Below are 25997 nucleotides of genomic sequence, written 5' to 3'. Positions count from 1 at the left end.
TGCAGCCAGCAAACTTTTCCAGACACGGTCGCGGTTCTTCCGGCGGCTATCGCAACCGCATCGGATTCGGTTTGGCGTATCGCGCCGGCTCTCGAACACCTCCACGATTCCACTGTGCAAAACCGTCATCACAAATCTTGACCTTGCGCGCACTTGCACCTCTGGCCGCTCTCTGGCTTTTTGGGGTACCCATGCGAACGGACTGATTCGCGTCATGCCGCTCGATTGCAATGTTCCCAAGGCAGTCCGAGGGTGGGTCGTGAAGCGCGCGCAATTGGCGAAGGAGAAACAGGCATGGCCGAGTTCAAGAAGCCCGAAATCTCCGAGATGAGACCCAAGATCACCGTCATCGGCATTGGCGGCGGCGGCGGCAATGCCGTCAACAACATGATCGCGGAGCAGCTTCAGGGCACGGAATTCATCGCCGCCAACACCGACGCCCAGGCATTGACCATGTCGAAGGCAACGCGGCTGATCCAGCTTGGCTCTCATGTCACCGAGGGATTGGGCGCCGGATCGCTTCCCGAGATCGGCCGGGCCGCGGCCGAGGAATCGCTCGACGAGATCATGGATCATCTGGCCGGCACGCATATGTGCTTCGTAACCGCCGGAATGGGCGGCGGCACCGGAACCGGTGCTGCTCCCATCATCGCCCAGGCGGCGCGCAAGGCCGGCATCCTGACGGTGGGCGTCGTCACCAAGCCGTTCACCTTCGAAGGCCGGCGCCGCATGCAGATGGCCGAAGAGGGCATCGAGCGGCTGCGCGAGAGCGCCGACACGGTGATCGTCATCCCGAACCAGAACCTGTTCAGGATCGCCGATGCCAAGACCACCTTCGCCGATGCGTTCGTCATCGCCGACCGGGTGCTCTATGCCGGCGTCAGCTGCATCACGGATCTCATCGTCAAGGAAGGCCTGATCAATCTCGACTTCGCCGATGTCAAATCGGTGATGCGCGACATGGGCCGCGCCATGATGGGCACCGGCGAGGCCTCCGGTGAGGGCCGGGCGATGAAGGCGGCGGAAGCCGCGATCGCCAACCCCCTGCTCGACGAAGTGTCGATGAAGGGCGCGAAGGGCGTGCTGGTCTCGATATCGGGCGGCAGGGACATGACCCTGTTCGAGGTCGACGAGGCCGCTACTCGTATCCGCGAAGAGGTCTACGAGGACGCCGACATCATCGTCGGCGCGATCTTCGACAAGAGCATGGAAGGCCGCTTCAGGGTCTCGGTGGTGGCGACAGGCCTCGACCGTGCGTCTGGAGCAGAGGATGGCGATGCCGGCATCGCCCGGGACCATGCCGGCCAGCCGCCGGCGCGAACGCTTCAGTAGGATCCGCCGCTCGGAGTGCGGAGCGATAGTAGCACCGCACGGAGGCCTGGGCTGGCCGCATGGTGGCCGCTGCCAAGCTTCATCTCGATTGCAACTTGACCGAAACTGCACCGCAGGGTGGAAAGGCAGGCTAGCCTCGGATCAATCCAAGGGCCAGAAATTTAAAACGTTTGCAATTTTGCGAAAGACAATTACAAACGTTTCAAACTTGTTCGAGGGAGGAGCGATGACGACCCGCGTCATCACGCTCAAGGAGCTTGCCGCAGGCCTCGACCTGTCGATCACGACGGTGTCGCGGGCGCTTGCCGGCCATGAACAGATCGCGCTGAAGACGCGCGAGCGTGTCGCGCAAGCGGCACGTCAGGCTGGCTACGTGCCCAACACCGCGGCGCGCACGCTTGTCTCCGGCCGCAGTGGTTTCGTCGGCCTCGTACTACCGATCCGCGGGCCGAACCTTGTCGATTCTTTCCTTGGCGAATTCGTCACCGGGCTCGGCGAAGGGCTGGTGTCGCACGGCGCCGACCTGATCCTGGCCACCGCGGCCTTCGGCCATTCGGAACTGTCGGTGCTGCGCCATGTCGTCGAATCCGGGCGGGCCGATGGCGTTGTCGTCACGCGTATCGCCGAGGTTGACGAGCGGCTCGCCTATCTGCGCGAGCGTGGCTTTCCATTCGTTGCCCACGGCCGGCTTCTCGACAGCGAGTTCGGCTACAACTGGCTCGATACCGACGGCGCGCACGCCTTCGGCGAGGCTTTCGACATGCTCTACGATCTCGGCCACCGCCATTTCGGCCTGGTGACGATTTCCGAGCTGATGACCTTCCGGCATCTGCGGCAAGACGGCCTTGCCGCAGCCATTGCCCGTCGGGGCGATCCGTCGGTGCGGCTCGACGTGGTGACGGCGCCGCGCTTCGACCATGAGGCCCGCATCCAGGCCGTCAACCGCATGCTGCAGCGGCCTGACAGGCCGACCGCCATCGTCGCTCTGTTCGACGAACTGGCTCTGACCGTGATGGAGGAGGCCGCCCGCGCGGGCCTCGGCGTGCCGCGCGACCTCTCCGTCATCGGTTTCGACAACATTGCCGCTTCGGGCTACGCGCCACCGGGCCTGACCACGTTCGATGCCTCGATCCGCCAATGCGCGCGCGAGATCGCCGACATGCTGCTCACCGTGATCGCCGAGAAGCCCGCCGAGCCGCTGACGCGGCTGATCCGGCCGACGCTGGTTGCGCGCGCAAGCCATGGACCCGCACCGCGGACAACAAGCTGACGCCGAAATGATGGCGCCTATCCAGGGAGGAAGACCGTGATGAAAGCATTGAAGACACTGATCGGCGCCGCGCTGGCGTTAACGATCGCCTCGGGCGGCGCGCAAGCCCAGCAGGTTTTGTTCTGGTCGACGCAGGCGCGTCCGGTCGAGGAAACCCAGAAGATGCGCGACGAGGTGCTGAAAGGTTTTGACGGCCCGGTTGACTATCAGGTCGCCGAGGATGGTCCCTGGCTCACCCGCCTTCAGGCTGAACTGCAGGCCGGCACCGGCACCATCGGCCTGCTGGGTGGGCTGCACGGCGATTTCTCGACGGTCGGAGCGAACCTTGCCGATCTGTCCGGCGTCGATATCGGCGGCGTCAAGGTCAACGAGGCCTACAAGAAGCTCGGCATGCTCGGCACCGGCGAGCAGAAATACCTGCCTTGGATGCAGGCCACCTATCTGATGGCGGCCAACAAGCAGGCCTTGCAATATCTGCCGGCAGGCGTCGATCTCAACACCATCACCTACGACCAGCTTATCGAATGGTCGAAGAACATCGCGGAGAAGACCGGCTCACCGAAATTCGGCTTTCCCGCCGGTCCCAAGGGGCTCAAGCACCGCTTCTTCGAGGGGTTTCTCTATCCGTCCTACACCGGCTCGATGGTGACCAAGTTCCGTTCACCGGAAGCCGAGGTCGCCTGGAACAAGTTCAGGGAACTCTGGCAGTACACCAACCCGAATTCGACCAACTACGCCTTCATGCAGGAGCCGTTGCTTTCAGGTGAGGTCTGGGTGGCGTTCGACCATGTCGCGCGCCTTGCCGACGCCTTCAACAAGAAGCCGGACGAATTCGTTGCCTTCCCGGCGCCGGCCGGCCCCGCCGGTCGCGGCTTCATGCCTGTCGTGGCTGGCGTCGCCATTCCGAAGACCTCGCCCGATATCGACAAGGCCAAGGCGCTGGTCGCCTATATGCTGAAGCCGGAAACCCAGATCGCGACGCTCAAGGCAACCAATTTCTTCCCGGTCGTCGACGTCAAACTGCCAGACGACATGCCGGCCTCGGTGAAGGCCTTCGGCCCGGCGATCGCCACCATGACCGGTGCGCCCGATGCACTGCCGGCGTTGCTGCCGATGGGGCTCGGCGACCTCGGCGGCAAATTCAACCAGGTCTATACCGACAGTTTCGAGCGCATCGTGCTCGGCGGCGAGGACGTGCATGGCGTGCTCGGCGAAGAAGCAACAGTGCTCAAGGCTCTCATCGACCAGGCCAAGGCGCCATGCTGGGCGCCCGACAAGCCATCCACTGGCGCTTGCCCCGTCGACTAAAATCCTCCCGAGGGGGCGCCCGGAGTTTGTTGCACTTCGGGCGCCCAGACCCGCACGCACATGGCCACCGCACGCAAAGGACATCACCATGCACGGCAAGGCTCTGCCCTATCTGCTGCTGATGCCGGCGACGTTGTTCCTCTGCATCTTCTTCCTCTACCCGTTCGCGCTGGTCGCCTTCGAGGCGATCACCCGCGACGGCGCCTTCACCCTCGACAATTTCCGCACCATGGCCGGCAGCTGGAAATTCCCGGTCACGGTCCGCAACACGCTGCTGCTGGCAGCCATCGTCGTACCGATCCAACTGGTCATGGCGCTGCTGATGGCGAGCGTGGTGTCGCGACTGGAGACCGGGCGCAGTGCCGCGCTCTATGTCTTCGCCATCCCGCTCGGCATTTCCGACCTCGCCGCCGGCCTGATCTGGCTCGCCATCTTCGACCAGTCCGGCTTCCTCAACACGCTGCTCTCCAGCCTTGGCGTCGTCGACAAGCCGATCATGTTCCTCGGCTACCAGAGCAAGCTGACCATCTTCATCGCCGTGGCGCTGGCCGAGATCTGGCGGGCCACCGCGATCATGATGGTCATCCTCGTCGCCGGCATGGGCCTGATCCCCAAGGAATATTACGAGGCGGCGGAAGTGTTCGGGGCAAGCCCGTGGCAGCGCTTCCTGCGCATCACGCTGCCATTGCTGCGCCCCAGCCTGCAGACGGCGATCATCCTGCGCGTCATCCTCGCCTTCGAGGTCTTCGCCGTGGTCGCAGCCCTTGGCGGCACCAACCTGCCGGTGCTGATGGGCGAGACCTACAACTGGCAATTCACGCTGCAGGATCGCAATGTCGCCGCCGCCTCGGCGCTGCTCATCCTCGCAATCTCGATCGGCTTCACGCTGTTTTTCCTTAGGGTGCTGCGGGTGCCCAAGGAAGCCCGGATATGAGCGCCCTTGCCGAAGCACCGACTGCCGCGACCGCCGATGCGCGCAAGGCCGGCGACTGGCTGCTGATCGCCACCGCCATCCTGCTTTGCGTCTGGGTGCTGCTGCCGATCTACCTCTTGATCGTCAACGCGCTGTCGTCACCGGATGAGGTCACCGCCTTTCCCAAGCGTTTCTTGCCGTCCTTTGATCTCGGCAGCCTATCCTTCTTCATCGAATTCGCCGGCGTCGCCAGGGCACTGTGGAACTCGGTCCTCGTCGCCACCCTGACGATGATCCTGTCCATCGGCTTCGGCGCTCCGGCCGGCTACGCGCTGTCGCGTTTCGACTTTCCGGGCAAGGAGGCCTTCCGCTTCCTGGTGCTGATGACCCGCGCATTCCCGTTGCCACTGCTGGCATTGCCGCTGGCGGTGATGTTCATCCGCACGGGCCTCGACGACACCGCCATCGGGCTGGCGCTGGTCCATACCACGCTGGCGCTGCCGTTCGCCGTGCTGATCACGTTCTCGCTGTTCTCGGGCATTCCGGTCGAGCTAGAGGAGGCCGCCTGGACGCTCGGCTGCACACGATGGCAGGCCTTTCGCAAGGTCATCCTGCCGTTGGCCCTGCCGGGCATCGCCGCCTCGGCGGTGTTTGCCTTCACCATCTCCTGGAACGAGGTGTTCGCAGCCGCCGTGCTCACCATCGAGAACCGCACGCTGACCGCCTTCCTGCTGCAAAGCCTCGGTGAATCGCCGCTCTATCTCAAATTCGCCGGCGGCGCCGCACTGGTCGTGCCGGCGCTGATCTTCATCTTCGCCGTTCGAAAATACCTGTTCGCCATGTGGGGGATTGCCAACCGATGACGCAGGGCACGGAGAACGCTCATGGCTGAAATCGCGATCAAGGGTGTGGCCAAGCGCTTCGGCGGCTTCACCGCCCTGCATCAGGTCGATCTCGCCATATCCGACCAGGAATTCATGGTGCTGCTTGGCGCCTCTGGCTGCGGCAAGACCACGCTGCTGCGCATCGTCGCCGGGCTGGAGACACCGAGCCAGGGCGAGGTCTGGATCGGCGGCCGCCGCGTCGACCATCTGCCGCCGCGCGACCGCGGCATTGCCATGGTGTTCCAGAACTACGCCGTCTTTCCGCACCTGACCGTGTTCGAGAACATCGCCTTCGGTCTGCGCATGAAGAAATTGCCGCAGGCCGATGTCGAGCGTCGTGTCACCCGCACCGCCGAACTCATGCATATCGAGCAATTGCTGAAACGCTATTCGGGCCAGCTGTCCGGCGGCCAGCGCCAGCGCGTTGCCGTCGCCCGTGCGCTCGCCATGGAGCCCGACGTCATCCTGATGGACGAGCCGCTGTCGAACCTAGACGCGCTGCTGCGGCTGGAGATGCGTGCCGAGCTCAAGGGCGTGCTTGCCGCCTCGAAGACCACCACCATCTATGTCACCCACGACCAGGTCGAGGCGATGAGTCTCGCCGACCGCATCGCCGTCATGCATCAGGGCCGCATCGTCCAGGCCGCATCGCCGGTCGAGGTCTACCGCAATCCGGCCGCGCGCTTCGTCGGCTCCTTCATCGGCAATCCGCCGATGAATTTTATCCCGGCGACCAAGGCCGCGAATGGAGACTGGACCGTAGCCGGGCTGACGCTGCCCGGCCCCAAATCGGACAAGCAGAGAATAGAATTCGCCATCCGCCCCGAGGACGTCGATGCCGGCGGCGAGGGTCTGCACGCCACCGTGCGCGTCATCGAGCCGCTCGGCCCGCACACGCTGGTCACCTGCGATGTCGAGGGCGGCCTGTTCCGCGCCATCCTGGACTCGAATGCCGGCGTGCAGGTCGGCGATCACCTGCGGCTCGCGCCCAAACCCGACCGCATCCGCTGGTTCGATCCCGAAACCACCAATGCCCTTTGATACCGAAAGCCCTGAACTGCCATGACCGCTTCCGCCACTAGTGACATCATTGCCCGTGCCATCGAGGTGCTGAAAGAAAACGACCAGGGCGCCTACACCATCCCGACGAAAGGTCTTTATCCGTTCCAGTGGAACTGGGATTCCTGCCTGACCGCGCTCGGCCTCGCTCATTACGACGAGGCCCGCGCCTGGACCGAGATCGAGACGTTGTTCGCGCACCAATGGCCGGACGGCATGGTGCCGCACATCGTCTTCCATGTCTGGAGCGACGGTTATTTCCCCGGGCCGGAGGTCTGGCGGACCGGCCGCCCGACGGCCACATCAGGCATTACCCAGCCGGCTGTTGCAGGTTTTGCCATACGGCGCCTGTTCGACCGGGCCATGGACAAGAAATTGGCTGCGGAGCGAGCCCGCGCGCTGCTGCCGAAGATCGATGCCTGGCACCGCTGGTTTTACGAAAACCGCGACCCAAAAGGCGAGGGGCTGGTCGCCATCATCCATCCCTGGGAGTCCGGCCGCGACAATTCCATCGACTGGGACGATGCCTTCGAGCGTGTGCCGACCGAGGGTGTCGAGCCCTACACGCGCCGCGACATCCTGCATGCCGACCCTGCGCACCGTCCGACACAAGGGCAGTATGACCGCTACATCTGGCTGCTGCAGCTTTTTCGCGGGCTTGGCTGGGACAATGCCAGACTGCATGACGCCTCGCCATTCCAGGTCGTCGATCCCGGCTTCAACGCCATTTTGATCCGCGCCTGCGCCGATCTTGCCGATCTTGCCGACGCGCTGGGCGAAACCGGGATCGCCAGCGCCAATCGTGCCCGCGCTGAAAAGGGCCTGGCGGCGATGGAGCGGCTGTGGAGCGATGCGCGAGGCCAGTATCTCTGCCTCGACCGCGTCACCGGCAGGCTGATCGACAGCGCTTCCGTCGGCGGCATCCTGCCGGCCTTCGCGGCCATTCCCGGGGCTCGCACCGTAGCGCTGGCCGCAACCGTCGAACGCCTAGCCGCCAAGGCGCGTTACGTCGTGCCGTCGCATGATCCAGACGATCCACGCTTCGACGCCAAGCGCTACTGGCGCGGCCCGGTCTGGCTGGTCGTCAATTACATGATCGCGGACGGCCTTGCCGTCGCTGGTCACGATGACGCGGCGCGGCGCATCACGCAATCCAGCCTGGATCTGATCCAGGAAAGTGGCTTTGCCGAATATTACGATCCGCTCACCGGCGAGCCCCTCGGCGGCGGCCGCTTCACCTGGACGGCGGCGATGGTGATCGAGTTTTTGAGGGGGGCACCTCTCTTGCCTTCTCCCCTTGTGGGAGAAGGTGGATCGGCGCGATAGCGCCGAGACGGATGAGGGGTCTTCCAGCGGAGTGAGGCGTTAATGTTCCCTGGAACACCCCTCATCCGTCGCCTGCGGCGACACCTTCTCCCACAAGGGGAGAAGGGAAGGCCGCGTCAGCCACTCACCCGAACTTCGGATCGAGACTGCCCGACTTGTAGCGCTTGGCCATTTCGGCGACGGGCAGCGGCTTGATCTTCTGCGCGTTGCCGGCGGTGCCGAACTGTTCGAAGCGCTCCTTGCACAGCTTGCGCATGGCAGCCATGGCGGGTGTCAGATATTTGCGCGGATCGAACTCGCTCGGGTTCTCGGTCAGCACCTTGCGGATCGCGCCGGTCAGCGCCATGCGGTTGTCGGTGTCGATGTTGATCTTGCGCACGCCGTGCTTGATGCCGCGCTGGATCTCTTCGACCGGAACGCCCCAGGTCGGCTTCATCTGGCCGCCATATTTGTTGATGATCTCCTGCAGATCCTCCGGCACCGAGGACGAGCCGTGCATGACCAGATGCATGTTCGGCAGGCGGCGGTGGATTTCCTCGATGACGTTCATGGCCAGCACCGCGCCGTCCGGCTTGCGCGAGAATTTGTAGGCGCCATGGCTGGTGCCCATGGCCACCGCCAGCGCATCGACATGGGTATCCCTGGCGAATTCCACGGCCTGCTCGGGATCGGTCAGCAACTGGTCGTGGCTGATGGCGCCTTCGACGCCGTGGCCGTCTTCCTGCTCGCCGCCGCCGCTCTCCAGCGAGCCGAGCACGCCGATCTCGCCTTCGACGGACACGCCGCCCCAATGCGCCATGTCGACGACGCGCTTGGTGATGCCCGAATTGTAGGCGTAGTCGGCCGGCGTCTTGCCGTCTTCCTTCAGAGATCCGTCCATCATGACCGAGGTGAAGCCGTACTGGATGGCGGTGACGCAGGTGGCTTCATTGTTGCCATGGTCGAGGTGCATGCAGACCGGAATGTCGGGGTGGATTTCGACCAGCGCGTCGATCAGCTTGGCCAGCACCACGTCATTGGCATAGGCGCGGGCGCCGCGGCTTGCCTGCAGGATGACCGGCGACTTGGTCTCCTCGGCGGCCTCCATGATGGCGAGGCCCTGTTCCATATTGTTCATGTTGAAAGCGGGCACGCCGTAGCCGTATTCGGCGGCGTGGTCGAGCAATTGTCTCAGTGTTATGCGAGCCACCCAATAGTCTCCCGTATCTGGTTTCAAGCGCAACGTCGCGGGCCGGCCGTTCGCCGGCCGGCCCTTGATGCTTCTGGCCGGATTTCAGCGGAACCGCAACCTTCTGAGTTCTTCTTGATCGCAATTCTTGTTGCAGGGCTGAAATCCGGCCTGTTTGGCGATCTTAGGCCGCGATCAACTCCCGCGCCGCCAGGAGCTGCACGCAGGCATTGGCCGCTTCCTTGCCCTTGACGGTGAAGTGTTCGAAGAAGAAGCGGTGATGCTCGGCGTTGTCGTGGTAGTTGTGCGGGGTCAGCACCGCCGACAGCACCGGTACGCCGGTCGACAGCTGCACGTTCATCATGCCGTCGATCACCGCGTTGGCGACGAACTCATGCCGGTAGATGCCTCCATTGACGACAAAGGCGGTGCCGAGGATCGCGGCATAGCGGCCGGTCCCGGCCAGGGTCTTGGCATGCAGGGGAATTTCATAGGCGCCCGGCACGTCGAAGACATCGACGGCGAAGCGGTCGCCTCCGATGTCAGCCAGTTCCGCCTCGAAGGCCTGTACGCACTGGTCGACGATGTCGGCATGCCAGCGCGCGCGAATGACGGCGATGCGAACAGTTCCGTAGTCTTTATGGGAATGCTGATTCATGGGTCCATCCTTCCGTTTCGAACCAGAATCAGGACGCACGATACGCAAGCCGGCCCGCCGAGGCGGTCCATCTTCCGTTCGTTCTCTTCCATCCGGACTCTAACCGTCGGCTCCGGAATCACACCGGATCTGCTGACCTTTCCGAAACCGGAAAGCGCTCGCGGGCTTGGGTCCCGCGCATGACCCCGAAAACCGGAACGGCTTTCGGAAAGGAATCATACGCAACTAAGAGTCCTTACCGCCGGTGGGGACTTTCACCCCGCCCTGAGAACATTAACGGCTTTGTATGAAAGGGCGGGGCGCTGCTGTCAACCGTGAGAAGGTTGGGCCAAGCCCGTTCGACTACCTCGTGCGCCACGCCGCCGCCGATGCGGCGATCAGCATGAGCAGTGCTGCAACGGCCGCGCATGTCGCAAAACCAAAGCTGGAATAAAGCGGCCCGAAGCTGGTGGTGCCGACGAAGACCGCGAGGTAGGTCACCGCGCTGTTCAAGCCCATGATCGTGCCGCGCCGCGACGGATCGAGCGCCGACAGGCGCGTCACCAGGACATTCAATCCGAAATGATTGGCCAGTCCCCAGACCGCCACCATGGTCAAGGTTAGCCCGAAACTGTCGCTCGTCGCGGCCATGGCGACATAGACGACGGCGACCAGAAGATAGGTGAATGGCATGACGCGCCGCGCGCCAAGCCGGTCGATGACACCGTCGAGGAGAGCAGCCGTGCCGAAGCCTATGCCATAGGCAAGAGCCGCCAGGCCATTGGCGCTGACCGGCTCTCCCAGCCCGACATGAAGATGGTCGCCGAGATAGCCATAGACACCGTAGAAGGCGGTCATGAAGGCGGCGCAAGCGATCAGAAGCGGCACGATGCCGGGAATGCCGAGCGCTTCCAGCGGGGCGGGTGCCGGCCCGGCCTTTCTGATGTCGCTGAGCGACGTCATTGTAAGCCCCGCCCATGCAAGCATTGCCAGCAACGCGACTGCGGCGAAAACGGCACGCCAATGCACCAGATCGGCAAGCACGGCCGACAGCGAGACGCCGGCCACCATGCTGAGCGTCCATCCGGTCAACACGACGCCGATCGTGCCGCTCTCTCTGCCCGGCGGTGCGATGGCGGCGGCGCTGGCATAGATCGCCGGCATGGCGATACCGGCAGCGATGCCGGCAAGCAACTGTGCCGCGACCAGCATCATCACTGTTGGCGCCACGGCACTTGCGACAAGCGCCAGTGCCAACAGCAACAGTGCGCCCTGCAGCATCCGGCGTGCGCCGAGCCGGTCGATGTAGCGGGCAAGGAACAGGGCGCTTGCGGAGGTGCCGAGGCCGAACGCGGCCGCCGCGATCATCACGGCCGGCACGCTGGTACCGAACGACGCGGCCACGGCTGGGGCTATCGGGCCCAGCACAAGCGAGTTCGAGCCGATGACGGCGATGCATCCGGTCAGCAGGTAAGCAAGCGCCGGGATAGGCGCTCGGACGCTTGGCGCCAGTGATGCAACTTGATCTGCGTTCGACATATTGTCATAATCGCCGTATTTTATTCAGCTGCAATCGGGAAATTCGCCATGGACGAAGAAACAGATGGTGTTCCGCGGAATAAGGCTGCGGTCCGCGACCTCGATGCGATAGACCGAAGAATATTAGGCGTCCTGGTTGATGACGCCACGATCAGCTACGCCGAACTCGGCGATCGCGTCGGCTTGTCGCCTCCTGCCGCTCATGAGCGGGTCAAACGCCTTCGGCGCAGCGGCGCCATCCGCAACACCGCGGCAATCATCGATCCCCGGGCGGTGAAAAAGCCTTTGCTTGCCTTTGTCCATATCGACACCAAGGGCTGGGGAAAGACCCCGGAACTGATGGCAGTCTCGGAGTATCCGGAAGTCGAGGAGATCCATTCGGTTGCCGGCGACAGCTGCATGCTGCTCAAGGTTCGCACCGAGGACACCAGGGCGCTCGAAGGATTGCTGTCGCGCCTTTACGAAACGCCTGGCGTCACCTCGACGCGCAGTTATGTGGTGCTGTCGACCTATCTCGAGCGGCCGGTGCAGCCCGGCACCACCACTGAGTGGCCAACGCCAAGGCATATGGCCAAGCCGCTCTATTAGGGGTTCGACGGTCGGCTCTTACCCGCGCTCGGGAAACATCGCCTTCAGGCCCTCGCGCGACGCCTTGGCGACGCCGCGTTCGGTGATCAGCCCGGTCACCAGCCGCGCCGGCGTCACGTCGAAGGCCGGGTTCGCCGCCGGCGTCGTCTCCGGCGAAATGCGGACCTGAGCGATCTCGCCGGCAGCGGTCTTGCCCCAGACCAGCGACACCTCGTCGGCCGAGCGCTGCTCGATCGGGATTTCGGCCAGACCGTCATGCACCGTCCAGTCGATGGTCGGCGACGGCAGCGCGACATAGAAAGGCACATCATTGTCGGCGGCGGCGAGCGCCTTGAGATAGGTGCCGATCTTGTTGCAGACATCGCCGTCGGCGGTCGTGCGATCGGTGCCGACGATGACCATGTCGATCTCGCCGCGCTGCATCAGATGGCCGCCGGCATTGTCGACGATCAGCGTGTGCGGCACGCCGTGGCCGGCCATCTCCCAGGCGGTCAGCTGGGCGCCCTGGTTGCGTGGCCGCGTCTCATCGACATAGACGTGGACGGGAATGCCGGCCTCGGTGGCCAGGTAGATCGGCGCGGTGGCGGTGCCGTAGTCGACGGTGGCCAGCCAGCCGGCATTGCAATGGGTCAGGATGTTGACCGGCTCGCCCTCCCGCTTGCGCGCCGCGATCGCCTTGATGATGGCGAGACCGTTTTCGCCGATGGCGCGGTTGAGGCCGACATCCTCGTCGGCGATCTCACCGGCCCGCCGATAGGCGGCTTCGGCGCGTTGTTCCGTTGGCAGCGGCTTGAGGAAGCGCCGCATCTCGTCCAGCGCCCAGCGCAGATTGATCGCTGTCGGACGCGTCTCGTGCAAGGTCCCCCAGACGGCGTCGAGCGCTGCATCCGACGCATCGTCGGCCATCTGCATGGCGACACCATAGGCTGCGGTGACGCCGATCAGCGGCGCGCCGCGCACCCACATGTCGCGGATGGCGGTGGCGATGCCGGCAACCGTGCCGATCGTCTCGATGCGGAAATCATGCGGCAGCCAGCGCTGGTCGATGATCTCCACCGAACGCCCGTCGTCGCTCAGCCAGATGGTGCGATAGTGGCGGTCGCCGACGTTCAAATACTGCTCTCCTGTTCGATCAGCGCGGCCAGTTGGTTGACCTCGTCGATGCTGTGGATCTGGCGCCGGTTGACGGCGATGTGACGGCCGAATTTTAGCGCCTTTGCCTCACAACTGGCGCGCAAATCCTCGTCGGCAATGGTCTCGAAATCGGCATTGTGGGCGAGGCCGAGGATGCGCCGGTGAACCTCGATGCCGGCAAAGCCGAGCAGGTCGGTCCAGATCTGGTGCAGTACATGGTCGAGCGCCTGCTCGGCACCGAGCCTGTCGCCCTGATCCTCGAACAGGCTCTTTTGGTAGAGCATGCCAGTGCGTTCGGTGCGCCACAGATGGGAGAACTCGGCGCGGAACACTGACCAAGTCTCGACTGTCACACCGAGCAGATAGGCGCGCATGGCATCGCGCTTGCCCTCCTGCTCGTGGCCGCGCTGCGAGAAGAATGACATCCAGAAATTGGCGAGCAGCATGCCGACGTCGAAGGCCATTGGACCATAGAAAGCGAATTCCGGATCGATCATCCGGGTTTCGCTATCGGTGACCATGATCGAACCGGAATGCAGGTCGCCATGCAGCAGCGTTTCGGCATTGGCGGCGAAGATGTGCTTCAGCCGCTGCGCCTCGACCTTGAGGTCGCGGTCGGCGCGCAGTTCCGCGACGAGGCCGTCGAGCTGCGGCGAGGTATGCCGGTTCATCTTGGCGTCGAAATAGGGGTCGGAAAACACCAGGTTCTCGGTGATGTCGCAGAGTTCGACATTGTCGGCGAACAGCGCCAGGTCGGCCTTGCGGTCTTTGGCCGCCATGTGCAGGTCGGAGCCGCGAAACAGCGTGCGGGCCATGAACAGGCCGATATCCCGAGCGATGTTCGGCAATTGCCGGCCTTCGATCAGCGCACGGCGCAGGATGACGTGCGGCGGCGCTAGATATTCCATGATGATCAGCGCCTGGCGTTCATCGAAATAATGGATCGCCGGCACCGACCCGGGCGCGCGCGCTTCTTGCCTTGTCAGCGCATGATATTCGAAGAAGGAGCGTTTTAACGGCAGCGGCCAGCTGTCGCCGACCAGGCGGACATAGGGCAGGGCCTGCTTGACCACCGCCGCACCGCTGGCGCCCTCGACGATGAAGACGAGGTTGAGATTGCCGTCACCGACCTCGCGGACCTTCCAGCGTGTCGTGTCCTCGCCGATCTTCGCGCACAGCGCATCGTTTGTGCCGAGGCGGGCAGCCAGAGTCTCGACCGACAGGGCTTCGAACGGCAATTCTTCAGTCATCGTCATCCTCCCGCATATGCCCTCCGAACATAATCGAGGCATGGCGGCTGGGCCAAGCTAGGAAGCGATCTGGCAATTGTCAATCGTGTTGACAATTGCCGATGTAGCCCATAGCGTCATGTCAGGGAGGAACGCATGGTCGGCAGTGCCGTGTTCCGCGTAGAGGGACTGAGGAAATCCTTTGGCCATAACGAGGTGCTTGGCGGCGTCTCGCTCGAATTGCATGCGGGCGAAGCGACCGTCCTGATGGGCGCCAACGGCGCCGGCAAGTCCACCCTCGTCAAGATCATCAGCGGCGTCTACGAGCGCGGCGGCGGCACGATGGCGCTCGCCGACCAGGATTTTGCACCGAAAACCCCGGCCGAGGCGATCCGCGCCGGCGTCGTCACCGTTCACCAGAACATCAATGACGGTGTCGTCGCCGATCTCGACGTCGCCACCAATTTGACCCTCGACAGGCTGAGCGGCAAAGGCGCGCCGACCCTGTTCAATCCGGTCCGCGTGCGTCGGGAGGCCAAGGCGGTCGCCGACCGCATGGGTTTGGCCATCGATTTAAAGGCGCGGGTGAGCGATCTTTCGCTGGCCGATCGCCAGATGGTCGCGATTGCCCGCGCGCTGGCGCACCAGCCGAAAGTGCTGATCCTCGACGAGCCGACCTCATCGCTCTCCAGCACCGAGGCCGATCGGCTGTTTGCGCTGATCGACAGGCTGCGCGAGCAAGGCGTGGCGATCCTCTACATCTCGCATCGCATGTCGGATATCAGGCGGCTTGCCGACCGCATCGTCTCCATGCGCGACGGGATCATCTCAGGCATTTTCGACAAGAAGCCGCTCGACTATGAAGGCGCGGTCAACGCCATGCTCGGCCGCAAGATCCATCTCGACCAGATCGTTGTCAGGAATTCGGCCAAGGCAATCCTGAACATCGAGGGCCTGCGCATCGCGCAGGGTGCCAAGCCGATCTCGCTGACGCTCGGCGACGGCGAGGTCGTTGCGATCACCGGCCTCGTGGGCGTTGGCAAGACGGCGCTCGCCGAGACACTGTTTGGCGTGCGCGAGCCGCTCGCCGGCACCATGACGATGAACGGCAAGCCTTATGCGCCGCGATCGGCCGGCGAGGCGATCGCCGCCGGCGTGTTCCTCGTCGCCAAGGACCGCGGCGAGAACGGCATCGTCGACGGCTTCAACATCCAGGAAAATATCAGCCTGCCGTTTCACAAGCGCATGTCACGTTTCGCTGTTCTCAGGCGCCGTCTGGAACGCGCTACCGCGCGCCGGCAAATCCAGGAACTGGGCATCGTCTGCCGCTCCGAGAAGGACGAAATGTCGGAGCTGTCCGGCGGCAACCAGCAGAAGGTGATGGTCGCCCGCTGGATGGCCCAGGATGCCAGACTGTTCATTCTGGACGAGCCGTTTCAGGGCGTCGACATTTCCGCCCGGCGCGACATTGCCGCCAAGCTCAGGGCCAGTGCAAACGGCCGCGCCACGCTGCTGTTCGTCACCGAACTCGACGAGGCGCTGGAGACCGCCGACCGCATCCTGGTGATGTCGGAGCACACCATCGTCGGCGAGCACCGCAATGCCGACGTCGATCTCGATCGCCTGCTGGCCGAGGTCGCCGGCGGACCGCTGCACAGCGCCGCCTGAAGAGCGCGTAATATGAATTGGAACGGAGAGACCATGGGTTCGAGTTGGGTAAAGACGGCACCAGCGCGCGGGAGCGCTGAATGACGTTGCGCGACCACGCCATCCGCTACGGCTTCATCGTGCTCTTGTTCGGGCTCGTCGCCTATTTCGCGATCGCCGCCGACGGTTTCGTCTCGCCGCAAAGTGCCGTCTTCATCTTCCAGTCGGTTGCCATCACCGGCGTGTTGGCGCTCGGCGTCACCGCGACGCTCGTCGTCGGCGGCTTCGACCTGTCGATCGGCTCGGTCGCCACATCAGCCATGATGGCGGCGGCCTATGTGATGGTGGTGCTGGAGCAGAACGCTTTTGTCGCGGTCGTCGTCTGCCTGCTGATCGGCGCCATTGTCGGCCTGATCAACGGCTGGTTGATCGTCTACATGCGCGTGCCCGATCTCCTGGCGACGCTCGGCATGATGTTCCTGCTCGTCGGCCTGCAGCGCATCCCGACCGAAGGCCGTTCGATCGCAACCGGCATGACCATGCCGGACGGTTCGGTCGCCAACGGCAAATTCTCTGACGCCTTCCTGGCGCTTGGCCGCCACCGCTTCGATTTCTTCATCCCCAATCTCATTCCGGTGTCGGTCGTGGTGCTGCTCGTGCTCGCCGTGCTGATCTGGTTCTTCCTCGAATACACCCGCTTCGGCCGCATGATGTACGCCGTCGGCAGCAACGAGCGCGCCGCTGAACTCGCCGGTGCGCCTGTCAAGGCATACAAGATCTGGGCCTACGTTATTTCAGGAGTTTTTGCCTCGATCGGCGGCATATTGCTCGCTGCCCGGCTTGGACGCGGCGACATCGCCTCGGGTAATAATCTCCTGCTCGATGCTGTCGCCGCGGCGCTGATCGGCTACGCGGTGCTCGGCGCCGCCAAGCCGAACGCCTTCGGCACCGCCATCGGCGCGCTGTTCGTCGGCATCTTGCTGCAAGGCCTGACGATGATGAACGCGCCTTACTACACGCAGGATTTCGTCAAGGGCGTGGTTCTGGTCGTCGCCCTTGTCTTCACCTTTGCGCTTTCGGGCAGGGGCAGGAGGTAGTTTCGACCGGAACAGGATTTTGGGTTCAACAAGAGTGGAGGAAAACAAAGTGAGCATTACAAGAAGACTTCTAGGGAAGGTGGCGCTCGGATTGGCCGGCGCAACCATGCTGATGCAATTCCCGGCGCTGGCCGCGGACAAGCCGGCGCCTTTCGACAAGCCCGGCGTCAAGATCGCGCTGGTGCGTTATCTCTCGACCGGTGATTTCTTCCAGGCCTATCTGTCGGGCGTCGAAGCACAGTCGAAGGCGCTCGGCATCGACCTGCGCGTGCTCGACAGCCGCCAGGATGCTGCCCTTCAATCCGATATGGTCGACCAGGCCATCGCGCTCGGCGTGCAGGGCATCATCATCCAGCACGGTCTGACGGAATCGATGAAGGACGCCGCGCAGCGTGCGGTCGACGCAGGCATCAAGGTGGTGGCTTTCGACGTCAATGTCGAAAACCCCAAGATCCCGCAGGTCGAACAGTCCGACCGCGACTTGGCGCGCCTCGCTCTCGAACAGGCGGTCAAGGACAATGGCGAGAGCTGGAATGCCGGCTATGTCTATGTCGCCGGCATCGCGCCGCTCGACCGCCGCAACGAGACCTGGGTCGACGTGAAGAAGAAGTATGCCGGCATCAAGGAAGTCGCGATGTTCGGCACGCTCGACAATCCGATCGCCAATTCGGTCGCCAACCAGGCGCGCTCGGTGCTGTCGGCTCACTCCGACATCAAGGTGATGTTCGCGCCCTATGACGAATTCGCCAAGGGCGTGAAGATCGCCGTCGACGAGGCGGGCCTCAACAAGGGCATCAAGATCTATTCGGCCGATATCTCGACGTCCGATATATCAGCGATGCGCGAACCCGACAGCGCCTGGGCTGCCACGGCCGCCACCAACCCGGCCGTCGTCGGCCAGGTCTCGGTGCGCGCGCTGGCACAGCTGCTGGCCGGTGAAGATCCCGGCCACAACGTCGTCGTGCCGCCGACGCTGATCACCCAGAAGGACCTCATCGACAAGGACATCAAGAACATGGAAGACCTGTCGGCCAAGCTGCCGCAGTTCGCCCATGCCGATGTCGCGATGCCGGCCTGGATGCCGAACCCGAACGCGAAGTAATTTGGACCTTTGACAAAGAAAGGGCGGCGGTTGCGCCGCTCTTTCCATGTGAATGCTCAGCTGCTCCGGGTTACAGCCAGTGTTCCGGATCGCGCATCCCGTGGACAATCGCCACGACCAGGACGCCATCCGATTGCGGTTCGTAAATGACGACATAACGGCCTTCTATGAGCACACGGGCAGTTGCGCTCAATTCGGGCCGGGCGGTGCCCATCTTGGAATGTTGAGCCGCCAGTTCCAGCCTGTCGAAAATGCGCATAAGCAGCTTGTCCGCTGCCTTTTCATTGTCGATTGCTATGGTATGCCAGATATCTCGCAAATCTTGCGAGGCGCGTGGTGTGAGCCGATATTTAGCCGCGGGCGCGGCGTTCTGCCTTCAGGCCGCGTATAAACTCGGCGGGTTCGACTTCCACCGGCCTGCCGCTGGCCATGCCATCGGCATAGGCCCGTTTCAAATGTTCGAGTTCCAAGGCTCGCAATTCTTCGCGCTGCTCCCACAGACGAAGGGCGTCACGAACAATCTCGCTGTTGGAGGCATACCCGCCGCCTTCGACGGCGCTTTGCAGGCGAGCAACCTGCTGAGGGGTGAGGGATATCGTAAGGGTACGCATTGGTTCGGTTTTCATTCCCAACCTGTACCACACCTAACAAGAACTAACAATTGTTGTTAGGGTTTTACGTTCGCGCCTTGCCCCGCTGCCTCGCGGCAGCAGGGTGATCAAGGCAGGATTCCCTACCGCAACGCCGCCGCGATGTTGCCGCCATCGACCGTCGTCACATCGGCGGTGGTGCGATCGGCCAGCGCGTGATGCAGGAACGCCTGCGCCACGTCCTGTGCCGTCACTTCCTGGCCGAGCAGGTTGCCGGACATGTAGTCCTTCTCCGACACGCCGCGCGCGCCCGAACGGCTGGCGATCATGGCGTCGGTCAAAAGGCCCGAGCGGATGCGGTCGGCGTTGACGGCGTTGGAACGGATGCCGTGCGCGCCATAGTCGAGCGCGTATTGCCTGGACAGGAACAGCGTCGCCGCCTTCGGCACGCCGTAGGCGCCGAATTTCGGGCCTGGGTTGACCGCCTGCTTGGAGGTGTTGAACAACAGCACGCCGCCTGTGCCCTGTTCGAGCATGATGCGCACGGCATTCTGCGCCACCGACTGGTGGGCAAAGAAATTGAGCTCGAAACTCCTGCGCAAAAGCGCGTCGTCGAGTTCGCCGATGCGGCCTTCCCAGGCAGCCCCTGCATTGGAGACCAGGATGTCGACACCGCCGAACACGGCGACCGCTCTGTCGAAGGCGGCACGCACCTGTGCCGGATCGGTAATGTCGGCGGCGACACCGATCGAATTGTTGCCGGCTTTCTTCGCCGCCTCGGCGGCCTTTTCGGCGTCGAGATCGACGACGACGGCATGGGCGCCATTGTCGGCGAACAGTTTTGCCGTCGCTGCACCGATTGCGCCGCCGCCGCCGGTGATCAGCACCACCTGGCCGGTCAGCGGCTTCGGCTTGTTGGAGGCGAGCTTGGCCTGTTCCAGCGACCAGTATTCGAGCGGGAACAGGTCGGCCTTGGAGAGCGGATGGAACCGGCCGACCGCCTCGGCGCCGCGCACCGCCTCGATCCACATCTCGCCGACATCCGACGCGATCTTCGCGTCCTTCAGCGTGCGGCCATGGCCGAACATGCCGAGGCCCGGCACCAGCGTCAGCCGTGGCATCTGGTCGAGCATGGTGCGCTTGACGTCGTCGAGCGCGTCATTGGTTTCGAAATAGGCGCGGTAATCCTTGGCGAAGGCTTCGACGTGGTCCTTGATCACGGCCTTGTAGTCGTCGGCCTTGTCGGCATCGGGCGCCGGCAGCGCCATCGGTCCCGTCTTGATGCGGATCGACAGATCGGGCGTCGACACGCCGCGTCCGGCATAGTCGGCAATCTCGGCCGAATTGATGAAATCGACGATTGCGTCCGAAGTGCGGAAGTCGCTGATCATGCGGTCGAAGCGGCCTTCGCCGCGTGCCACGGCGACGGCGCCGCGAAGCGTCGGCGCGATGGACGCCGGTGTCGCGAGCCTTGCCGGCAAGGCTGCCTTTGCCGCCTTCGGCTTAGCGCTTGCGGCAATGTAGTCCTCGGCGACGTTCACATAATGGATCATCCGGTCGTAGGCTTGTTTGGCGTCGTCGCCGAAGGTGAAGATGCCATGCTTGTCGAGGATCAGGCCCTCAACCGTGGGGTCGGCGTCGAAGATATCGGCCGCCGCCTTGGCGAGGTCGAAGCCGGGCATGATGTAGGGCACATAGCCCATCTTGCTGCCGAACACCGTCTTCACCAGCGGCTTCGAATCTTCCTGGTCGACGATGGCCAAGATGGCGGTCGAGTGCGTGTGGTCGACGAATTTGTGCGGCAGGAAGGCATGCAGCAGCGTCTCGACCGAGGGGTTGGGCGATGACGGATCGATCAGGTTCACGCGTTGCAGGGCAACCATGTCCTCGTCGGCCAATCTGTTCAGCGCGCGCGCCTTGAGCAGCGGCTTGAGCTTGACCGCCGGCAGGCCCTGCGGTTCGATGACCCCCATGTCCCAGCCGCTGCCCTTGACGCACAGCACGTCCCACTCGTCACCGACGAGATCGGTGGCCGTCGTCTTGCAGGAGGTGTTGCCGCCGCCATGCAGGACCAGCCTTGGTTCGCCGCCCAGCAGCCGGGTCGTGTAGACGCGCAAGGCTAGGTCGCGGCCGACACCCTTCTTTGCATAGTCGGCAACGAGCTTTTCGGCGGCTTCGTCATTCCACAGGTTCTTCATGTTCGCTTCGTCCGGTTGCTGTCTTTGATGGTGAAACAGGAATGCCGCGACGCTTTGATGACAGTGCGCCGGCGGCGGAGATGGTGTTTCCTAGGAGGCCTTTTCTGTCGCGGCGGCCGCGTGATCCAAGAGCCGCTGCGCCATGCGCGCGCCGACCACCAGATGCGTGCAAAGGCCGCCCGTGATCGCCGCGAGCAGCGGTTCGAACTTGCTGTCCTCCTGCACCACCATCAGCCGCCGAGCGATGGCGCGCAGCGAGGCAAGCTCGGCTGATATCACACGGCGGTTGTAGCTGCAGTCGAGCACCTTGCCGTCGGCGTCGATGATCTGCCCGGCAATGACGCCGGCGGCGCCTCGGCCGCGCAGCTCCGCCATTTCACTTGGTGTCAGCGCGCCGCATTTGACCAGGTGGCTGTCGGCGTCGACCGCGCCGACCGAGTACAGCGCCAGATCGCATTCACCGACGCCCGACAATTGTTCGCGGATCACCGGTTCGGCCCGCAGCGCGCGTGCCAGCTCTTCCGTCGACAGCACCAGCGGCGCGTAGAAATTGAGGCCCTTGGCGTTGAGCCGCCGCGCGATCTCCATCGTGCATTGGTCGGGCCGATAGGAATAGGGCGCACCGAGATTGCCGCAGAGTTGCACCACCGTAACATCCTGCAGGTCGGCATAGGACATGATGTCGGCGATCATGTAGACGGTGCGGCCCCAGGCGACGCCGATGCGGTCGCCCTTCTTGACCAGTTCGAGAAAGACGCTTGCCGCCAGCACGGCGATTTCCGTCGACGGGTCGGCGATATGGGCGTTTTCCGGCGCGATCCAGACGGCGTCGAGGCCCAGCGCATCCTCGAGCTTGCGCGCCAGCACATCGTCGGTGAAAAGTTGGGTCGAGGTCGAGATGTTGACGATGCCGGTCTCGCGCGCCTTGCGCAGATACATGGCGACCGAAGCGCGGGAAATGTTAAGCTGGCTTGCCACCTGGTCCTGCCGCAGGCCATGGGCATAATAGAGCCAGGCGGCCTTGTGGATAAGTTGTTCTGCCGGTCGGATCGCCATGCCGTCTCCTCGGCTGACATTATTCATGGCTCTCGACAAAAGTCAAACTGGACAAGGGTATGCGATGCCCTTTGGCGCGGCAAATCTGGATCATCATTGCGCCAAATGCGCTTCAACGGGGCATCGTTGATGGTGACGCGGCCCGAGCCTGAGATTAGAAGGTCTAAAGAAAACGCGGGGAGCATGGGATGGGCAATCCTTACGAACAGGATCTCGACAAGAACGCGGCCAACCATCAGCCGCTGACGCCGCTCACCTATCTGGAGCGCGCGGCCAGGACCTATCCCGACCATATCGCCATCATCCATGGCCGCCAGCGCATCGACTATCGCAATTTCTGGCGGCGGTCGCTGAAGCTCGCCTCGGCGCTTCAGAAGCGCGGCATCGGCAAGAGCGACACGGTCACGGTCATGCTGTCCAACACGCCGCCGATGCTGGAGGCGCATTTCGGCGTGCCGATGACCAAGGCGGTGCTGCATTCGCTCAACACACGCCTCGATGCCGCGGTCATCGCCTTCCAGCTCGATCATGCCGAGACCAAGTTGCTGATCGTCGACCGCGAGTTCTCCAGCGTCGTCAAGCAGGCCCTGGAACTGGCCAAGGTCAAGCCGCTGGTCATCGATTATGACGATCCCGACTACGCCGCCGACGCGCCCTATCCGAAAGGCGAGCGCATTGGCGCGCTCGACTATGAGGCCTTTGTCGCCGGCGGCGACGCGGATTTCGCCTGGTCGATGCCCGACGACGAATGGGACGCCATCTCGCTCAACTACACCTCCGGAACGACAGGCAATCCGAAGGGCGTGGTGTACCACCATCGCGGCGCTGCCCTCATGGCCTACACCAACACCATCCATGCAGGCATGGCCAAGCATGCGGTCTATCTATGGACGCTGCCGATGTTCCACTGCAATGGCTGGTGTTTCCCCTGGACGCTTGCCGTCCAGGCCGGGACCCATGTCTGCCTGCGCTGGATGCGGCCGAAGCCGATCTACGATGCGATTGCCGATCACGGCGTCACCCATCTATGCGGCGCGCCGGTCGTCATGTCGGTGCTGATCAATGCGAAGGACGAGGACAAGCGGGAATTTCCGCAGACGGTGACCTTCAACACCGCGGCCGCACCGCCGCCGGAAGCCGTGCTGTCGGGGATGGCCGACGCCGGCTTCGCCGTCACCCATCTCTACGGCCTCACCGAGACCTACGGCCCGGCGGTCGTCAACGAATGGCATGGCGCCTGGGACGATCTCGAAAAGGGCGAGCGCAGTGCCAAAAAGGCACGGCAGGGCGTACGCTACGCGGCACTCGAAGGCCTGACCATCATGGATCCCGAGACGATGCGGACGACGCCGGCGGACGGCGAGACCATCGGCGAGGTCATGTTCCGCGGCAACATCGTCATGAAGGGCTACCTGAAGAACCGCAAGGCCAGCGACGAAGCCTTTGCCGGCGGCTGGTTCCATTCCGGCGATCTCGGCGTCATGCATCCCGATGGCTACATCCAGCTCAAGGATCGCTCCAAGGACATCATCATCTCGGGCGGCGAGAATATCTCCTCGATCGAGGTCGAGGATGCGCTCTACAAACACCCTGCCGTTGCCTCTTGCGGTGTTGTCGCCAGGCCCGATGACAAATGGGGCGAGGTGCCGGTCGCCTATGTCGAGCTGAAACCCGGCAGGGCCGCGACCGAAGCCGAAATCATCGAGCATTGCCGCGCGCTGCTTGCCCGCTTCAAGGTGCCGAAGGCGGTGATCTTCGCCGAAATCCCGAAGACCTCGACCGGCAAGATCCAGAAGTTCCGGCTGCGCGAAATAGCAAAGGTCGCCTGAAACGCCGACGGCCTCTCGCGGAAAATATTTTCAGCAGTCCGCATCCTCGGGTGCCTTCGTGACGTCTATCGAATGTCACCATCTGTCACCAATCGTACAAGTACGTTGAAATCGCATTGACAGGCCGCCCATTTCGATTTACGAGTGATGAAAATTGAAATTCGTCACTCGTAAATCGATAGAGGATCATGTCCGAAGCCGCCACCATCGTCGCCGACGCCGCCCGACAGGAAAATGTGACGCGCATTCTCGATTGCGCCGAGCGCCTGTTCCGCCACTATGGCTACGGCAAGACCAATGTCGCCGACATCGCCCGCGAACTCGGCATGTCGCCGGCCAACATCTACCGCTTCTTCGCCTCCAAGGTGGAAATCCACCAGGCAGTCTGCGGCCGGATGCTCGGCGCGAGCTACAAGCTGGCCTACGAGATTGCCCACCTGCCGATCAGCGCCGAGGAGCGCCTTCGGCGCTACGTGCACGCCCAATACAAGATGACCATGGAGGTCATGCTCGACGAGCAGAAGGTCCACGAGATGGTCGTCGTCGCACTCGAACGGGACTGGGCCGTCATCGACAAGCATGTCGACAGCATTCACGACCTGTTTGCGGAAGTGATCCGCGACGGCATCGAGGCCGGTGAGTTCAGGGAGCAGGATCCGGTGATCGCGTCGCGGTGTTTCGGCGCCACGACCGTCATCCTGTGCCATCCGCAGATGGTGGCGCAATGCCTTGCCAAGACCAACCGGGCGATGCCCGACGACCTGATCGACTATGCGATCAGGGCTCTGAAATAATAACCACCGAAGGCCGGTGTCGACCGTTCATCTCCAGTCGGGAGTAACAAGATGTCTTTGTCCAGTTCCATCCTCCGCAAACTACCAGTTGCCGGCCTGATGGTCGCGGCCCTCGGGCTCGCCGGCTGCAGCCAAGAAAAAGCCGAAGTCAAGGACATCATCCGGCCGGTCAAGGTCGTCGAGATCGCCCAGGCGCATGATACCCGCACGCTCTCCTATTCCGGCTCGGTGCGGGCTCGCACCGAAAGTGCGCTGGCTTTCCGGGTCAACGGCAAGATCACAGAGCGCCTCGTCGACATCGGCCAGCACGTGGCCTCGGGCGATGTCCTCGCCCGCATCGATCCCATCGATTACGACCTATCGGTCAAGAGCGCGCAGGCAGCCCTTGATGCCGCCGATCGGCAGGTCGAGACATCAGAGCTTGCCCGCAAGCGCGCCGAACAGCTGTTCGACAAGAAATTCGCGCCGAAATCGCAGCTGGAGCAGGCGACCCTGGCCTACGACCAAGCCGTCGCCACTCGCGATTCCGCTCGCTCGACGCTTGCCCAGGCCAGGAACCAGGTTGGCTATACCGACCTCAAGGCCGACAGGGATGGCATCGTTACCGCGGTCAGCGCCGATGTCGGCCAGGTGGTCGGCTCCGGATCGCCGGTGGTCACCGTCGCCGTTGACGGCGAAAAGGAAGTGCTGATCGCTGTCCCTGAGATGGAGATCGCCGAATTCAAGCCAGGCAAGATCGTCAAGGCGGGCTTCTGGTCCGACGACGCGCTGGCGCTGGACGGCAAGGTCCGTGAAGTCGCCGGCAGCGCCGATCCGCAGTCGCGCACCTTTGCCGTCCGCGTCAGCCTGCCCAAGGATCCGCGTGTGCTTCTCGGCATGACCGCCAGCATCGAAGCGTCGGCGGCCAATGAGCGGCAACTCGTTTCGATCCCGCTGAGCGCACTGGCTGAGAAAGACAGCCAGTCGATCGTCTGGACCGTCGATCGGGACGCCGACACCGTTCATGCCCGTCCGGTCAAGATAGCCAAGTTCGCCGCCGATGGTGTGCGTGTCGCGGAGGGTTTGAAGCCTGGCGACATCGTGGTCGCCGCCGGCACACAGTTCATGACCGAGAACCTCAAGGTGAAACTCGCCGGCGATACGGTGCTGCAATCGGCCTCCGCGGCGGGTGACGACGGCGACGCCAAGCAGGTGCGCTGAACGACAGACAACCGGCTGCGCGTTCCCGCAGCCGCTGGTTTCCGGGCGGCAAGCGCCCGACCTGAGACGCTCGATTGATGTAACCCCCACATCGATG

At 63.4% G+C, this 25997-nt stretch carries 22 protein-coding genes, 1 pseudogene and 1 riboswitch; of the genes and pseudogenes, 14 read left to right on the top strand and 9 right to left on the bottom strand.

What is annotated here, in order from left to right; translation table 11 throughout:
- The first annotated feature begins 294 nt into the window (after positions 1-294).
- The 7 genes from ftsZ to NKH02_RS00360 all read left to right on the top strand — a co-directional run bounded on the left by ftsZ (position 295) and on the right by NKH02_RS00360 (position 8092).
- Entirely contained in the window at positions 295-1332 is a 1038-nt protein-coding gene (gene ftsZ / locus NKH02_RS00390) for a cell division protein FtsZ (protein ID WP_352867208.1), read from the top strand.
- Between the two features lie 226 nt (positions 1333-1558).
- A complete protein-coding gene (locus tag NKH02_RS00385; RefSeq protein WP_352875547.1) occupies positions 1559-2602 on the top strand; it encodes a substrate-binding domain-containing protein in 1044 nt (347 codons plus the stop codon).
- 39 nt (positions 2603-2641) lie between these two features.
- Positions 2642-3910, top strand: a complete 1269-nt coding sequence (locus NKH02_RS00380) for an ABC transporter substrate-binding protein (RefSeq protein ID WP_352867202.1) — start codon at positions 2642-2644, stop codon at positions 3908-3910.
- An 82-nt stretch (positions 3911-3992) separates the two neighbouring features.
- Complete coding sequence (locus tag NKH02_RS00375) at positions 3993-4844, top strand: carbohydrate ABC transporter permease (protein ID WP_502913761.1); 852 nt, start codon at positions 3993-3995, stop codon at positions 4842-4844.
- Positions 4841-5686 carry a carbohydrate ABC transporter permease gene (locus tag NKH02_RS00370; RefSeq protein WP_352875543.1) on the top strand — a complete coding sequence of 282 codons (846 nt, stop codon included), beginning with the start codon at positions 4841-4843 and terminating at the stop codon, positions 5684-5686. The genes NKH02_RS00375 and NKH02_RS00370 overlap by 4 nt, the downstream gene beginning before the upstream one ends.
- A 21-nt stretch (positions 5687-5707) precedes the next feature.
- Positions 5708-6748 carry an ABC transporter ATP-binding protein gene (locus NKH02_RS00365; protein WP_352875541.1) on the top strand — a complete coding sequence of 347 codons (1041 nt, stop codon included), beginning with the start codon at positions 5708-5710 and terminating at the stop codon, positions 6746-6748.
- Positions 6749-6769: 21 nt separating this feature from the next.
- The gene (locus tag NKH02_RS00360; RefSeq protein ID WP_352867193.1) at positions 6770-8092 is read left to right on the top strand and encodes an amylo-alpha-1,6-glucosidase; all 1323 of its coding nucleotides are present in this window, start codon (positions 6770-6772) and stop codon (positions 8090-8092) included.
- 124 nt (positions 8093-8216) lie between these two features.
- On the opposite strand, the gene fba is transcribed toward NKH02_RS00360, so the two are convergent.
- From fba to NKH02_RS00345, 3 genes are all read right to left on the bottom strand, one after another.
- The gene (gene fba / locus NKH02_RS00355) at positions 8217-9281 is read right to left on the bottom strand and encodes a class II fructose-bisphosphate aldolase (protein ID WP_352631487.1); all 1065 of its coding nucleotides are present in this window, start codon (positions 9279-9281) and stop codon (positions 8217-8219) included.
- Positions 9282-9444: 163 nt separating this feature from the next.
- Positions 9445-9918 (bottom strand): 6,7-dimethyl-8-ribityllumazine synthase, encoded by a 474-nt coding sequence (locus NKH02_RS00350; protein ID WP_352875539.1) that lies wholly within the window; start codon positions 9916-9918, stop codon positions 9445-9447.
- Positions 9919-9994: 76 nt separating this feature from the next.
- Positions 9995-10194: riboswitch (FMN riboswitch) on the bottom strand.
- 66 nt (positions 10195-10260) lie between these two features.
- A complete protein-coding gene (locus NKH02_RS00345) occupies positions 10261-11436 on the bottom strand; it encodes an MFS transporter (RefSeq protein ID WP_352875538.1) in 1176 nt (391 codons plus the stop codon).
- Positions 11437-11484: 48 nt separating this feature from the next.
- Here NKH02_RS00345 and NKH02_RS00340 point away from each other — a divergent pair, with 48 nt between their 5' ends.
- A complete protein-coding gene (locus NKH02_RS00340; protein WP_352875536.1) occupies positions 11485-12024 on the top strand; it encodes an Lrp/AsnC family transcriptional regulator in 540 nt (179 codons plus the stop codon).
- Positions 12025-12042: 18 nt separating this feature from the next.
- On the opposite strand, the gene mtnA is transcribed toward NKH02_RS00340, so the two are convergent.
- Both mtnA and mtnK read right to left on the bottom strand, forming a co-directional pair.
- Positions 12043-13137 (bottom strand): S-methyl-5-thioribose-1-phosphate isomerase, encoded by a 1095-nt coding sequence (mtnA, locus tag NKH02_RS00335; protein ID WP_352875534.1) that lies wholly within the window; start codon positions 13135-13137, stop codon positions 12043-12045.
- Positions 13134-14408, bottom strand: a complete 1275-nt coding sequence (gene mtnK, locus NKH02_RS00330) for an S-methyl-5-thioribose kinase (RefSeq protein ID WP_352875532.1) — start codon at positions 14406-14408, stop codon at positions 13134-13136. The genes mtnA and mtnK overlap by 4 nt, the downstream gene beginning before the upstream one ends.
- A gap of 135 nt (positions 14409-14543) precedes the next feature.
- Between mtnK and NKH02_RS00325 the strand changes: the two genes are divergently transcribed.
- From NKH02_RS00325 to NKH02_RS00315, 3 genes are all read left to right on the top strand, one after another.
- Positions 14544-16055, top strand: a complete 1512-nt coding sequence (locus tag NKH02_RS00325) for a sugar ABC transporter ATP-binding protein (protein ID WP_352875530.1) — start codon at positions 14544-14546, stop codon at positions 16053-16055.
- Between the two features lie 80 nt (positions 16056-16135).
- Positions 16136-17131 (top strand): ABC transporter permease, encoded by a 996-nt coding sequence (locus tag NKH02_RS00320; RefSeq protein WP_352875528.1) that lies wholly within the window; start codon positions 16136-16138, stop codon positions 17129-17131.
- A 49-nt stretch (positions 17132-17180) separates the two neighbouring features.
- Entirely contained in the window at positions 17181-18233 is a 1053-nt protein-coding gene (locus NKH02_RS00315) for a substrate-binding domain-containing protein (protein ID WP_352875526.1), read from the top strand.
- A gap of 70 nt (positions 18234-18303) precedes the next feature.
- Here the strand turns inward: NKH02_RS00315 and NKH02_RS00310 are convergent.
- The 4 genes and pseudogenes from NKH02_RS00310 to NKH02_RS00295 all read right to left on the bottom strand — a co-directional run.
- Positions 18304-18570 (bottom strand): annotated as a pseudogene (locus tag NKH02_RS00310) (type II toxin-antitoxin system RelE/ParE family toxin); the annotation flags it as partial.
- 13 nt (positions 18571-18583) lie between these two features.
- Positions 18584-18844: a type II toxin-antitoxin system ParD family antitoxin gene (locus NKH02_RS00305; RefSeq protein ID WP_502910873.1), complete on the bottom strand. Its 261-nt coding sequence runs from the start codon at positions 18842-18844 to the stop codon at positions 18584-18586.
- A 122-nt stretch (positions 18845-18966) separates the two neighbouring features.
- A complete protein-coding gene (locus NKH02_RS00300; RefSeq protein WP_352875524.1) occupies positions 18967-21021 on the bottom strand; it encodes a bifunctional aldolase/short-chain dehydrogenase in 2055 nt (684 codons plus the stop codon).
- Between the two features lie 90 nt (positions 21022-21111).
- Entirely contained in the window at positions 21112-22077 is a 966-nt protein-coding gene (locus NKH02_RS00295; protein ID WP_352875522.1) for a sugar-binding transcriptional regulator, read from the bottom strand.
- Positions 22078-22265: 188 nt separating this feature from the next.
- Here NKH02_RS00295 and NKH02_RS00290 point away from each other — a divergent pair, with 188 nt between their 5' ends.
- The 3 genes from NKH02_RS00290 to NKH02_RS00280 all read left to right on the top strand — a co-directional run bounded on the left by NKH02_RS00290 (position 22266) and on the right by NKH02_RS00280 (position 25900).
- Complete coding sequence (locus tag NKH02_RS00290) at positions 22266-23906, top strand: acyl-CoA synthetase (protein WP_352875520.1); 1641 nt, start codon at positions 22266-22268, stop codon at positions 23904-23906.
- A gap of 188 nt (positions 23907-24094) precedes the next feature.
- The gene (locus NKH02_RS00285) at positions 24095-24700 is read left to right on the top strand and encodes a TetR/AcrR family transcriptional regulator (protein ID WP_352875518.1); all 606 of its coding nucleotides are present in this window, start codon (positions 24095-24097) and stop codon (positions 24698-24700) included.
- Between the two features lie 51 nt (positions 24701-24751).
- Positions 24752-25900: an efflux RND transporter periplasmic adaptor subunit gene (locus tag NKH02_RS00280; protein ID WP_352875516.1), complete on the top strand. Its 1149-nt coding sequence runs from the start codon at positions 24752-24754 to the stop codon at positions 25898-25900.
- Positions 25901-25997 lie beyond the last annotated feature (97 nt).

It is taken from the genome of Mesorhizobium sp. M1396 (assembly GCF_040317725.1).
Taxonomy (GTDB): domain Bacteria; phylum Pseudomonadota; class Alphaproteobacteria; order Rhizobiales; family Rhizobiaceae; genus Mesorhizobium.
Note: the sequence above shows the minus strand (reverse complement) of the source record. Positions and strands in the feature narration are given on the sequence as shown.

Coding starts and splice junctions, on each gene's coding strand:
- ftsZ (WP_352867208.1), top strand. CDS start 295: ATGGCCGAGTTCAAGAAGCCCGAAATCTCCGAGATGAGACCCAAGATC.
- NKH02_RS00385 (WP_352875547.1), top strand. CDS start 1,559: ATGACGACCCGCGTCATCACGCTCAAGGAGCTTGCCGCAGGCCTCGAC.
- NKH02_RS00380 (WP_352867202.1), top strand. CDS start 2,642: ATGAAAGCATTGAAGACACTGATCGGCGCCGCGCTGGCGTTAACGATC.
- NKH02_RS00370 (WP_352875543.1), top strand. CDS start 4,841: ATGAGCGCCCTTGCCGAAGCACCGACTGCCGCGACCGCCGATGCGCGC.
- NKH02_RS00365 (WP_352875541.1), top strand. CDS start 5,708: ATGGCTGAAATCGCGATCAAGGGTGTGGCCAAGCGCTTCGGCGGCTTC.
- NKH02_RS00360 (WP_352867193.1), top strand. CDS start 6,770: ATGACCGCTTCCGCCACTAGTGACATCATTGCCCGTGCCATCGAGGTG.
- NKH02_RS00350 (WP_352875539.1), bottom strand. CDS start 9,918: ATGAATCAGCATTCCCATAAAGACTACGGAACTGTTCGCATCGCCGTC.
- NKH02_RS00345 (WP_352875538.1), bottom strand. CDS start 11,436: ATGTCGAACGCAGATCAAGTTGCATCACTGGCGCCAAGCGTCCGAGCG.
- NKH02_RS00340 (WP_352875536.1), top strand. CDS start 11,485: ATGGACGAAGAAACAGATGGTGTTCCGCGGAATAAGGCTGCGGTCCGC.
- mtnK (WP_352875532.1), bottom strand. CDS start 14,408: ATGACTGAAGAATTGCCGTTCGAAGCCCTGTCGGTCGAGACTCTGGCT.
- NKH02_RS00325 (WP_352875530.1), top strand. CDS start 14,544: ATGGTCGGCAGTGCCGTGTTCCGCGTAGAGGGACTGAGGAAATCCTTT.
- NKH02_RS00320 (WP_352875528.1), top strand. CDS start 16,136: ATGACGTTGCGCGACCACGCCATCCGCTACGGCTTCATCGTGCTCTTG.
- NKH02_RS00305 (WP_502910873.1), bottom strand. CDS start 18,844: ATGCGTACCCTTACGATATCCCTCACCCCTCAGCAGGTTGCTCGCCTG.
- NKH02_RS00300 (WP_352875524.1), bottom strand. CDS start 21,021: ATGAAGAACCTGTGGAATGACGAAGCCGCCGAAAAGCTCGTTGCCGAC.
- NKH02_RS00295 (WP_352875522.1), bottom strand. CDS start 22,077: ATGGCGATCCGACCGGCAGAACAACTTATCCACAAGGCCGCCTGGCTC.
- NKH02_RS00290 (WP_352875520.1), top strand. CDS start 22,266: ATGGGCAATCCTTACGAACAGGATCTCGACAAGAACGCGGCCAACCAT.
- NKH02_RS00285 (WP_352875518.1), top strand. CDS start 24,095: ATGTCCGAAGCCGCCACCATCGTCGCCGACGCCGCCCGACAGGAAAAT.
- NKH02_RS00280 (WP_352875516.1), top strand. CDS start 24,752: ATGTCTTTGTCCAGTTCCATCCTCCGCAAACTACCAGTTGCCGGCCTG.